The 12,486-nt window shown below is 41.4% G+C and carries 6 protein-coding genes; 3 read left to right on the forward strand and 3 right to left on the reverse strand.

Going from position 1 to position 12,486, the window contains the following annotated elements; translation table 11 throughout:
• Positions 1–50 precede the first annotated feature (50 nt).
• Entirely contained in the window at positions 51–3,293 is a 3,243-nt protein-coding gene (locus tag LH29_RS00635) for a ligand-binding sensor domain-containing protein (protein WP_045025644.1), read from the reverse strand.
• Positions 3,294–3,628: 335 nt separating this feature from the next.
• On the reverse strand, positions 3,629–4,624 hold the full coding sequence (locus tag LH29_RS00640) for a class II fructose-bisphosphate aldolase (RefSeq protein ID WP_045025645.1): 996 nt from the start codon (positions 4,622–4,624) through the stop codon (positions 3,629–3,631).
• Between the two features lie 252 nt (positions 4,625–4,876).
• On the opposite strand from LH29_RS00640, the gene fbaA reads away from it, so the two are divergent.
• Positions 4,877–5,953 (forward strand): class II fructose-bisphosphate aldolase, encoded by a 1,077-nt coding sequence (fbaA, locus tag LH29_RS00645; RefSeq protein ID WP_045025646.1) that lies wholly within the window; start codon positions 4,877–4,879, stop codon positions 5,951–5,953.
• A 56-nt stretch (positions 5,954–6,009) separates the two neighbouring features.
• On the opposite strand, the gene LH29_RS00650 is transcribed toward fbaA, so the two are convergent.
• The gene (locus LH29_RS00650) at positions 6,010–7,446 is read right to left on the reverse strand and encodes an MltF family protein (RefSeq protein ID WP_045025647.1); all 1,437 of its coding nucleotides are present in this window, start codon (positions 7,444–7,446) and stop codon (positions 6,010–6,012) included.
• 221 nt (positions 7,447–7,667) lie between these two features.
• Here LH29_RS00650 and LH29_RS23490 point away from each other — a divergent pair, with 221 nt between their 5' ends.
• Both LH29_RS23490 and galB read left to right on the forward strand, forming a co-directional pair.
• Positions 7,668–9,752, forward strand: a complete 2,085-nt coding sequence (locus LH29_RS23490; protein WP_052670486.1) for an ATP-binding protein — start codon at positions 7,668–7,670, stop codon at positions 9,750–9,752.
• A gap of 287 nt (positions 9,753–10,039) precedes the next feature.
• Positions 10,040–12,478 (forward strand): beta-galactosidase GalB, encoded by a 2,439-nt coding sequence (galB, locus tag LH29_RS00660; RefSeq protein ID WP_045025648.1) that lies wholly within the window; start codon positions 10,040–10,042, stop codon positions 12,476–12,478.
• The last annotated feature ends 8 nt before the right edge of the window (positions 12,479–12,486 follow it).

Below are 12,486 nucleotides of genomic sequence, written 5' to 3' on the forward strand. Positions count from 1 at the left end.
TTGAAGACAAAAGCAATCTTAACACCCAGATTTTCAGCAAATCCGAAGAACTACAAATGATCGAACACCTTTTCGTTTAACGGCAGAGTAAACCAAAAAACAGAACCTTTTCCCAAGGAACTCTCCACCCAGATTTTACCGTTATGCCATTCGATAAACTCTTTGCAAAGCATTAAACCCAGTCCGCTGCCTTTTTCGCCTTTGGTCCCCGGTACTGTTTCCTGTTTTCCCGTCCGAAATAAATACTTCATTTTATCGGGCTCCATTCCAACACCTTCATCGCGAATTCCCAGCGTTATAAAACGATCATCCGAATTACCTCTTACAATATAAACCGAACTTTCGGGATTGCTGAATTTTACCGCATTGGTAAGCAAGTTCCTGAAAATGAGCAAAAGCATATTATAATCGGCATACACATCTAATGATTTATCCTGAATCCGATTTTCAATCACAACTCCCTTTTTCTTCGCTACTGCCTCAATTTCGTAAAGCGCCACTGAAATAAAATCATCAAGAACGATTGATTTTGGAGAAAACTCAATCACTCCCCGCTGCGACCTCGACCAGTTCATCAGATTCTCGAGTAAAGCAAAAGCCCCGTCACCGGCTGCTTTCAGGTTTTCAAGGATCTCCGCCATAAGTTTCTTATCGAACTTTTGGTAACCCTCGATCAGCACATCGGTGTACCCCAAAATTACATTAAACGGGTTTCGAAGGTCGTGCGCAATAACCGAAAATAATTTATCCTTTGTGGCATTTATTTCCGCAAGTTGATTGGTACGACTTGCCACAGCCCTTTCCAGTTTCTGCTTTTGCTGCTCGAGCGACCTCACACGCATGTGATTGACAAACCAGAAAATACAAACAAAAATTACGAACAGAGTTAAAATAAACCACCAGCTTTTCCACCACGGAGGTACTATAATAATCCTGAGCGCAATCCCTTCTTCATTCCAAACCCCATCGCCGTTGGCACCTTTCACCCTCAAAATATACATTCCGGGATCAAGATTGGTATAGGTTGCCTGATGCCGTGTTCCGCAATAAATCCAATCTTTGTCGAAATACTCAAGCATGTAAGCATGTTGATTTTTTGTTGGGCTGGCATAATCCAAGACACTAAAATGAAAGGTTAAAACCGATCGTTTTTCAGAAATTTTAATCTCATCAACTTCTGAGATCACTCTTTCAAGCGGCGATTCGGGCTCGTTCGGATAAACTACTTTGTTAAAGATCTCCAGCTCTGTTAGTTTTACAACCGGCACATGTTCGTTCTTTTTCAGCTTTCCGGGGTAAATAATGCTGAAGCCGTTGATTCCTCCAAAATATAAATTGTTATCCGAGTCGACCAACACACTTCTCGGCCTGAATTCATTGCTCTGCAGGCCGTCGTCGCTGTAATAACTTTCAAATACATTTTGATTATCATTGTATCGACACAATCCGTCAGAAGTTGAAAACCACAGAAAGCCATCGGCATCTTTTATAATACCATTCACTGTATTATTAGGCAAGCCGTCATTTACAGTGAAAGTGCGGACATCTCCGGTTTTCGGGTTAAAATGATATAAACCCGACAAGCTTCCCACCCAAACCGAAGTAGGACTTTCAACAAAAATATCGTAGATATGAGCCGCACTCAGCGTTTCCATTTCGTTCGTAACCGAACAATTGGTAAATGAATTATTTTCAGGAAAGTACCGTACCAATCCCGAGTTGGTTCCTACAAAAAAGGATTCATCGTCGGCCCTGCGAATTACGTTGACATAATTAGCCTGAAGATCGCTGTTTTCAGCATCAAACACTTCCCACTTGTTTTCTTTTGGAAAATACCGCACAACTCCCGCACTAAATGTAGCAATTAGCAAATCGGAGTGATTTCCCGGGCAAACGTGAAACAGGTTATCGTCAGGAATTGGAGAACTCTCTGTATCAAACTTTGTAAACACCCCGCTTTTACCGTCATAACGTACCAATCCCGATCCCCAGGTTGCCAGCCAGCCGTTTCCATCCTCATCTTCAATTATCGACAACACATAATCGTTGGGCAAATCAGAATTGGACGAATTCAGATTGGTAAAGAAACCGGTATTTTTATTCATAAAATTCACTCCACCCCCATCGGTAGCTATGGCAATGGTACTATCGTTAAGCTCAAAAAAAGCATTTACCATATTGTTGGTATTGCTTAAATCTCCTCCTTTAAACTTGTTGTACGACACAATGGCCTCCCCATTTTCAGGAGCTATCTGTACTCCGTTTGCATAAGTTCCTATCCATAAATTGTCGCCGCTATCGATAAAAAGACATTCGCCCGAATAGGTTTGTGCAACCAGTGGATCGGATTTAGCAGACAGAAAATGTTTAAACTGTTGCCGGTTTTTGTCGAGGCAATAAATACCGTCGTTTTCGGCCCCTACCCAAATATTATTGTCTTTGTCGGCTACGAGGCTTAACAAGCGGTTTTCCGAGATAGAGCCCGGCTGGTTCGGATCGTGCCTAAAGTTTTTTAAACGCGCTTCACCCTTGTTATTCCTTGCCACCATAAACAGCCCGTGCGCATAACTGGCTGCCCAAATGTTTCCCGAACGGTCTTCCATAATTTTACCGATTCTTGTTCCGGAGTAATTTTCATTGTTAACACCTTTTACTACCCTCTCAATTTCTTTTGTTTCGGTATTTAATACGGCAAGTCCGTTGGCCGAACCAAACCATAGCCGTCCGTCGGAGGCTAGAAACACGTCATCAATAACCGAAATGCCTAAATTATTTATATGCTCTACGGTATTTCTCTGCGGATCGAAACAAAAGATTCCGTTGGAACTGGCAATGTATACCGAACCATTTTTGTCCACTTGCAGGGCTCTTGCCTGAATGGGAAGATCGTGTAAACAGGATAATGAATCGTATTTAAAACTGTGCAACTTATCGCGTGTAGGATCATAAAAACTTAAGCCCGAATTCGATCCCACATACAAGCGGTTATTATTATCGATACACAGGGCCAGAATCAAATTATCGGGCAAGGCATTATTCTCAAGCTTGTTTTCATCTTGACGGTAGGTTTTAAAATGGTAACCATCAAAACGATTAAGCCCCTTGCGGGTTCCAATCCACATAAAACTGTTTTGATCCTGAACGATACTTGTAACAGATGATGAGGATAAACCCTCTTCGGTTCCTAAATGATGTAGTGGAAGAAATTCGGGTTGTGCAACAACACGATTTATCTGAAAAGAAAAGATCAGAAGAATTCCGAGAATACCTATATGCCCTTGTTTTACTATCATTACACAACCTATAATACCCAGTTTAGAGCAATGCTTTTACTTCTACAAGGACGTATAAAATAATTGAAATGGAATTCACTGCCTATTATGCGTCAGGGGTTTCGAGAAATCAAACTTAAGAAATATATTTCTATCAACCATATGTTTTCCCTACTTATTTCGCACTTATTCCCTATGATAGCGCACAAAAAATAGCAAAATGTCAGTTTTGGGGAATAATACTTTTCGGATTAAAGTGCTTACAAACAAAAATGAAATTAGGGGCTGTCGACAGCATTTCATAAAAAAAGGACGGTGAATTCACCGTCCTTTCTATAATATATGGAATTACTTTCTTAAGCTTTTCCTGCCGAACCCAAAACGTTTTCGTTTTTGTGCTTGTACAACTCTTTTAATGAATCGCGTGCAGGTCCCAGGTATTTACGTGGGTCGAATTCTGCAGGATTATCGTTCATTGTTTTGCGGATAGCTGCAGTCATTGCCAAACGACCGTCAGAGTCGATGTTAATTTTACATACTGCAGAAGAAGCCGCTTTACGCAACTGATCTTCAGGAATACCTACAGCAGCTTTCAAATCGCCGCCGTTTGCATTAATAACTTCTACCTGATCCATCGGAACAGAAGAAGAACCGTGAAGAACGATTGGGAAACCAGGAATACGTTTTTCAATTTCTTCCAGGATATCAAATTTTAATGGTGGTGGAACCAAAACGCCGTCTTCGTTTTTAGTACACTGCTCAGGAGTAAATTTGTGTGCTCCGTGAGAAGTACCAATCGAAATAGCCAGTGAATCAACACCGGTACGTTTTACAAAATCCTCAACCTCTTCTGGTCTTGTATAAGTTGATTCTTCAGCAACTACATCGTCTTCAACACCTGCCAAAACACCCAGCTCACCTTCAACACTTACACCGTGTGCGTGTGCGTATTCAACAACTTGTTTTGTAAGTGCCACGTTTTCTTCGTATGAGTGGTGCGAACCATCAATCATTACTGAAGAGAAACCGTTATCGATACAGTCTTTACACAATTCAAAAGTATCGCCATGATCCAGGTGAAGAACGATAGGAATTTCGCAACCCAGTTCTTTTACATACTCAACAGCACCACGTGCCATGTTACGCAACAAAGTAGCGTTGGCATATTTACGTGCACCTGATGATACCTGAAGAATTACCGGTGATTTTGTTTCAACACAAGCCTGAAGAATAGCCTGCATTTGCTCAAGGTTATTAAAGTTGTAAGCTGGAACAGCATATCCGCCTTCAACTGCTTTTGCGAACATTTCTTTTGTGTTCGTCAAGCCTAAGTCTTTGTAACTTACTGCCATTTTTATTCGAATTAATCTTTGGTTTTTAATTTTTTTTGCGCCGTGAAAGTAAATAAAAAACAGAGAATGAAGAGGTTTAGATAAATCCCCGAATCGATATTTAACGTTAAATACAATAATGTTACAGCGTTAATTTTCAGATAATTTTGTCCGTTTTTTACGATCATTAACAAGGAAAAATTGGTTAACCTAAACTCAAATCGTAATTTTGTGTTCTTATTCTATTTGATTTAAAAGTAAAACGATTTAATTATGGGAAAAATATCCGAAAACGTTAAGCCGGGAGTTGTTACCGGTGCCGACGTACAATTTATTTTCGAAGAAGCTAAAGCTAAACAATTTGCCATGCCTGCAATAAATGTTGTAGGTTCTTCTTCAGTTAATGCAATTATGGAAGTTGCCAAAGAGGTAAACGCTCCTGTTATGATTCAATTTTCGAACGGTGGTGCTGCATTTAACGCCGGTAAAGGTTTAAAACTTGAAGGCCAGGAAGCAGCCATTTTAGGAGCTGTTGCAGGTGCAAAACACATTCACACTTTAGCTGAAGCTTACGGTGTACGTGTTATCCTGCACACCGACCACGCCGCAAAAAAATTGTTGCCTTGGATTGACGGTTTGTTGGATGCCAGCGAAAAACACTTTGCTGAAACCGGTAAACCACTTTTCAGCTCGCACATGCTTGACCTTAGCGAAGAGCCATTGGAAGAGAACATCGAGATCAGCAAAAAATACCTGGAGCGCATGGCCAAAATGGGCATGACTCTGGAAATTGAATTGGGTATTACCGGTGGTGAAGAAGATGGTGTTGATAACAGCGATGTTGATGCATCGAAATTGTACACGCAGCCGGAAGAAGTTTGCTACGCTTACGAAGAATTAAGCAAAGTTTCGCCAAACTTTACAATTGCAGCATCGTTTGGTAACGTGCACGGTGTATACAAACCGGGTAACGTTAAACTGACTCCAAAAATTCTTGACAACTCGCAGAAGTACATCCAGGAGAAATTGGGAACTAAAGAAAAGCCAGTGAACTTTGTATTCCACGGCGGATCAGGTTCAACTCACGAAGAAATTCGCGAAGCTATTTCGTACGGTGTTGTTAAAATGAACATCGACACCGATACGCAGTGGGCATACTGGGATGGCGTTCGTGCTTTTGAAGCTGCTAACCACGATTACCTGCAAGGACAAATTGGAAACCCTGAAGGTGATGAAAAACCAAACAAAAAATACTACGACCCACGTGTTTGGTTGCGTAAAGCAGAAGAATCAATGATTGCCCGTTTGAAACAGGCTTTTGAAGATTTGAATGCTATCGACGTTCAGTAAGAACAAATTTCGATATAAAATAGTAAAAACCGTTTCTCGTTTGGGAAGCGGTTTTTTTATTCCAGCAACTGCGTATAATGCTCGTAGCGGCTAAAAATCTGTTTCACATAACTCACCGGTTCAATTCCGCGCACATAACCATATTTAATAAATGGTTTATTGTAATTCTCGGGATAGCTAAGTTTTAACATCGATTCCTCAACACATTCATCCCACCTGTAACTGTCAATTCCTTCCTCTTCGGCCAGTGTTCGTGCATCAAGCACATGGCTGTAACCACAGTTATAGGCAGCCATTGTAAATTTTATGCGCTGCACCGAATCAGGAATATCAATAAAACGGTCCCACAAAACTTTTAACACCTTGGTTGCTCCATCAAGGTTGTCCTCAGGGTCGGTTCTGTCTTCAACTCCGTAACGTTCGGCAGTTTGCGGCATCATTTGCATCAACCCTTTGGCTCCTGCCCACGATTCCGACACCGGATTAAACCTCGATTCCTGGTAAATCATCGATGCCATCAATCGCCAGTCCCAACCTATTGTATCAGCATAGGTTTGTATCAAATCGTCGTATTCACTTATCCGGTTGTGGTTAATACTGTAGAAAACACTGTTTTCGCGCATCTTAAACGACCGTTCGTTTTTAAAGTACTTGTTGTAAATGACGTAATACGCTACTCCGTTTTTCATCGAGTCGATCCAGCTGTTTAGTTCAGCCAGTAACTCATCCGAATTGGGACGGAGAGCCCAGGCCATACGTTGTGAAAAACTAACCGGTACCCGGATATCGAGATTGGGATAATACGATGCATTTATGCTGGCAATATTATTATCGGCAAAGGTGTACTTGATTTCGCCGGTCGATACCATTTCAATAATTTTATCGGTCGACAAGTCGCCGGGCAGTGTATCAACATAAATTGTTCCGCCCATTTCGTCCATAAGGTTTTCTACCCGGTTCAGATATGACGAGTTGGCGCGTACCGAAACGGTATCGTCAATCAGCTCAATGGCATCGTGTAGTAACGCGTTTTGTACTGCACTCCATTTCATCTTTCGCCAGTTGTCGGGCTTTTTCTGTACCAAAACCTGGTGAGTGAGGTACAAATAATCGGAAAACTGCACCAACTCCTTGCGTTTTCCGGTAATGGTTAATCCATGCGCAATGAGGTCAACTTTTCCGTTCATCAGCATTTCGTGCATGGTCTCAAAATCATTCGATACCTCAAGTTTGTATTCAACACCAAGGTGTTCGGCAAAACGTTTTAGCAGTTCATACTCGTAACCCATAGGCTGTCCCCGGTACAGAAAATAACTGGTACTGCTATAGGTGGTAACCACATTCAATACGCCATCATCCAAAATCTCAGATAAATCACGAACAATAATTGGGCGATCTTCTTTCTTGTTGTCTTTTGGATTTTTGTTAGAGGTGCATGCAGCCAACATAAATAGCAAGACGATGCAAATAATACCAAAATAATGTTTTACCATACATTTTACGGTTTATAATCTCTGATCTTACTCCGGCAAGGTATAAAAAGAATTAGAAATATGAAATTTATCAGTTTTCACGCTCACATCATTTACATTTTAGTTACAGTTGCCACCAACTGCCACCTTACATAAAAGGATTCTTTAAAAATAAACCATCAAATGCACATTTTTCATTGTATGAAGTTGATTTAATTATATTTGCAGCTCGGTGCAAACCTATGAGAAATCGGAGTAAACATATTTTACTGAGTTTATTGTTCGCAATTGTTGTTGGCGGTTTACCTGTTTTTGGAAACGATACACTACAGATCGATTCGCTAAAAACGGCTGTTAAAACGGAAACAAATGCGGAGAAGATCGTCGATATCTACATCGATCTGTCCGATTTATACGACTTCACCAATCCGGATAGTTCGTTGGCATACGCACAAAAAGCACTGGAGCTGTCGCAAAAAATAAACTACAAATACGGCGAAGGAACAGCACTTTTTCTTATCAGTTATGTGTACGACCAAACAGGCGACTGGCTTCCTGCCATTTCCAACCTCGAACAAGCCATTACGATATTTACCGAAACCAAAGATTCGGTGTCGTTACTCGCTTGCTACCTTAACCTGGGCGTATTTTATTCCTACGGAAAAGACCAGGTACAGGCACTTAATTACCTGATTAAAGCAAAAAATATTTGCGAAGAGGCAAACCAAACTTACGGGCTTTCTGAAGCGTATTCAAACATTGCCACGTATTATGAATATTTAAAAGAATACCGAAGCTGCCAACTTTATTACCAAAAAGCTCTTGATGTTGATGTTGAAACCCAAAACACCCGAAACCAGTGTTTGAATCACATTTCGCTGGGCTATACCAACTTAAAATTAAATCAACAGGAACAGGCCCTTCATCATTTGAATAAGGCTCTGGAACTGTTACCACAAATTAATGACAAACAGCGAGAGATTGAAGTTCTCCTGGGCTTTATTACCTATTATCTTGAAACAGAAGATTTATCGTTGGCAAAAACCGATATTGACCGGGTTACTGATTTGAAAAACCAAAATAGTCAGATAAAATATGACGTTGAAATCAATTATTTACAAGGTAAATATTACCTCAGAAAGAAAGATTTCAATACAGCCACAAAATACTTCAACAAAGCCATTTCGAAAAGCCTGGAATTGGAAAAACTTGACTATGTCTCGGATTATTACACCGAAGCAGGAGAAGCTTATGCCGGCCTTGGGCAATACGAAAAAGCCTACCAAATGAACATGAAAGCCAAACAGGCATTTCAATTGTTAAAGCCCGATGAAATTATAGAAGCACTGGGCAAATTCGAAGCCGACGAAGCCAGTAAGGCCGAAAGAAATAAAATTCTGCTCGAGCAGCAGTTGGCTTCAGCAAAAAACGAAAGCGATCAATTTAAATTTCGCGTAAAAGCGGCCTTTGCCATTGTTGCCTTACTTATTATTTTGGTGACACTCAGCTTTTTCCTTATCCTCCGAAAAAAACACACCGACGAGCTAAAAGCCAACTACAACACCATCAACCGTCAGAAATTATTGCTTGAAGAAAACCTCGTAAAACTTGCTGAAGACGAAAAAAACCTCAAAAAACTAAACGCCACAAAAGACAAATTCTTTTCGATTATAGCCCACGATTTAAAAAATCCGTTTAATGTTTTAATTGGCATTTCCGATTTGCTGCGTAATGAAAAGAAAACCAGAAACTCGGATGATTTTGATGTGCTTATTAACGGCATGTATCAGGCTGCCACCAGTGGTTACGAGTTGTTGGAAAACCTGTTGGAATGGTCGCGTACACAAACCGGATCCATTAAATTCGAGCCACAATCATTCTTTATTCATAAAGTTTTTGAAATTAACAAAGATCTCAATCTTGAGGTAGCCAAAACCAAAGGCATAAGCATCAACATTTCGGAAAAGAAAGTTATGGTTTATGCTGATTTCGATATGGTGAACTTTATTGTTCGAAACCTGCTTAACAACGCCATAAAATTCTCGAATCAAAACGGCAAAATTGATCTGCTTGTCAAAAAGGATGGCGAAATGCTGATTGTTACGGTAAAAGACAATGGCATTGGAATGACTCCGGAAATGATAGAAAACCTGTTTAAAATTGAAAAATCGGTGCAACGCGAAGGAACTGCTCACGAAAAAGGAACAGGTTTAGGTTTAATTCTTTGCCAGGAATTTGTTAAAATAAATGGCGGCAATATCTGGGTCGAAAGCGAAGAAAATCTTGGCAGCAGCTTTCATTTCAGTCTTCCGCTTTCGTTATCGTAACTATCCTTTCCTCACAAAACGTGTTGCAGGATAGGTTTCGCAATCATTTGAGTTATCCGATTTCTTTGCATATTTGTACCATACCAGTACCTACCAGTGTAAATTTTGTATCTGAAGCAACAAATATTTTACTGAGAGCGTATGTATGTATTAATGAAAAGGCGTCTGTGTATATAGAACCTTATATGAAATTCGGTTACAATACACCACCTTTATTACAAAAAGCAAGTTCTCTTATATAGTACGCCGGCGTATTTATCCACTAAAAAACAAACAGTTTTTATAATATGAAATCATTATTTTCTTTCATTATTATTTTAGCTCTTTTCTCGGCTTGTGTCGAAACAAGCAGCGAAACCCGAAGTGTACAAACACTGCAAAAAGACTGGAAATTTATTAACCAGGAAGTTGCCGATGCACAGCTTCCACAAACCGATGTAGCCAACTGGGAAACCGTTGAAGTTCCGCACGACTGGGCTATTAAAGGACCTTTTGATAAAGAAATTGATGCACAGAAAGTTCGCGTTACTCAGGACATGGAAAAAGAGGCTCGCCTGCGTACCGGACGCACCGGCGCACTGCCACACATCGGAATTGGCTGGTACCGCAAAACATTCGAGCTTCCGGATTTCAGTCCGGGCAAAAAAGCCCTGCTTGTTTTTGATGGTGCCATGAGCAACGCCGAGGTGTACATCAACGGGAAGAAAGTTGGAAACCGTCCCTACGGTTACAGTTATTTTTATTTTGATATCAGCAATTATGTAAATCCCGGCGAAGAAAACCTGTTGGCTGTTCGTCTTGAAAATAAAGAATCATCATCGCGCTGGTATCCCGGAGCAGGAATTTACCGCAAAGTGCAGCTTATTGTAAAAAACGAGGTGAATTTTAACCAATGGGGAACATTCATTACCACACCCTTTGTCTCGGAAGAAGAAGCGCAGGTAAACATTAAAGCCGAAGTTAACGGAAGCAACATTAAAGTGGTTACCGAAATAAAAGATGCCGAAGGAAACGTGGTGGCAACAAACACCACCAACGAAGTTTTTGGCACCAAAACAGAACAAAACATTGCTATTCCGAATCCGAAACTATGGGATACCGAATCGCCTTATTTGTACACCGCAAATATGAAACTGTACGAAGGCAACACGCTAAAAGACGAACAAAACATTCGTTTTGGAGTGCGAAGTGTGGTTTACGAAAGCGGCAAAGGACTGGTATTAAATGGCGAAGTTACCAAGTTTAAAGGGATTTGTCTGCACCACGATTTGGGGCCACTTGGAGCTGCTGTAAACAAAGCTGCCTTAAAACGTCAACTGACGATTCTAAAAGATATGGGTTGTAATGCCATCCGTTCATCACACAATATGCCATCAATGGAGCAATTGGAGCTTTGCGACGAAATGGGTTTTCTTTTCCTGGCTGAAAGTTTTGACGAATGGGCAAGGCCAAAAGTTGAAAATGGGTACAACCTTTATTTTGACGACTGGGCCGAAAAAGATGTGGTAAATCTGGTTCGGGCAACACGCAACCACCCGTGTATTGTTATGTGGAGCTCGGGCAACGAAGTTCCCGACCAGTGGGGCAACGAAGGCGTAAAACTGGCCAAATGGCTGCAGGATATTTTTCACCGGGAAGACCCAACACGCCCGGTTACCGTTGGAATGGACCAGGTGAGCAATACTCTGAAAAACGGATTTGGTGCTATTATGGATATTCCCGGTCTCAATTACCGCTTACATTTATACGACGAGGCTTACGAGCGTTTTCCCCAGGGATTCATTCTTGGCTCGGAGACCGCGTCAACAGTAAGTTCACGCGGAATTTACAAGTTTCCTGTGATAGAGGGAAAAATGATGAGATACGATGATTTCCAAAGCTCATCATACGATCTGGAAGCTTGTTCATGGTCAAACATTCCTGACGAAGATTTTTACTGGCAGGATGATTTTGACTGGGTAATTGGCGAATTTGTCTGGACCGGTTTTGATTACCTCGGCGAACCTACTCCATACAACGAAGCGTGGCCATCGCGCAGTTCGTACTTTGGCATTTGCGATTTGGCAGGTTTACCAAAAGACCGCTTCTACCTGTACCGCAGCCGCTGGAACACGGAAGACGAAACCCTGCACATTCTTCCGCACTGGAACTGGGAAGGCCGCGAAGGAGAAACAACGCCTGTTTTTGTGTACACCAATTACAACAGTGCCGAATTGTTCGTTAACGGTAAAAGTCAGGGCATTCAGAAGAAAAGCAAGGAGACATTGCTGAACCGGAACCGCCTGATGTGGATGGATGTAAAATACGAACCGGGAACTGTAAAAGTGGTTGCTTTCGACGATGATGGAAATGCCGTTGCCGAACAGGAAATTCACACCGCCGGAGCGCCTCATCACCTGCAATTATCTGCCGATCGTGATCAGATATCTGCTGATGGAAATGACCTCAGTTACATCACCGTTTCAGTGGTTGACAAAGACGGCAACCTTTGCCCTACCGCCACCAACCAACTGAATTTTAAAGTGAACGGTGCCGGAAAATATAAAGCCGTTTGTAACGGCGATGCTACTTCGCTCGAGTTGTTCCACCTGCCAACAATGAAAGCCTTTAGCGGCAAACTGGTGGTAACGGTTCAATCGCTTGAAGAGGCCGGAGAAATGCAGCTGGAAGTAAGTGGCGAGGGACTTGAAACTGCAACAATTTCGATTCAAACAAAACAGATTTAATACGACTA

It is taken from the genome of Draconibacterium sediminis, assembly GCF_000949475.1.
Lineage (GTDB): Bacteria > Bacteroidota > Bacteroidia > Bacteroidales > Prolixibacteraceae > Draconibacterium > Draconibacterium sediminis.

Bases quoted from the DNA above. Each gene is read 5' to 3' on its own strand.
- LH29_RS23490 (WP_052670486.1), top strand. From the start codon at position 7,668: ATGAGAAATCGGAGTAAACATATTTTACTGAGTTTATTGTTCGCAATT.
- LH29_RS00635 (WP_045025644.1), bottom strand. From the start codon at position 3,293: ATGATAGTAAAACAAGGGCATATAGGTATTCTCGGAATTCTTCTGATC.
- fbaA (WP_045025646.1), top strand. From the start codon at position 4,877: ATGGGAAAAATATCCGAAAACGTTAAGCCGGGAGTTGTTACCGGTGCC.
- galB (WP_045025648.1), top strand. From the start codon at position 10,040: ATGAAATCATTATTTTCTTTCATTATTATTTTAGCTCTTTTCTCGGCT.
- LH29_RS00640 (WP_045025645.1), bottom strand. From the start codon at position 4,624: ATGGCAGTAAGTTACAAAGACTTAGGCTTGACGAACACAAAAGAAATG.
- LH29_RS00650 (WP_045025647.1), bottom strand. From the start codon at position 7,446: ATGGTAAAACATTATTTTGGTATTATTTGCATCGTCTTGCTATTTATG.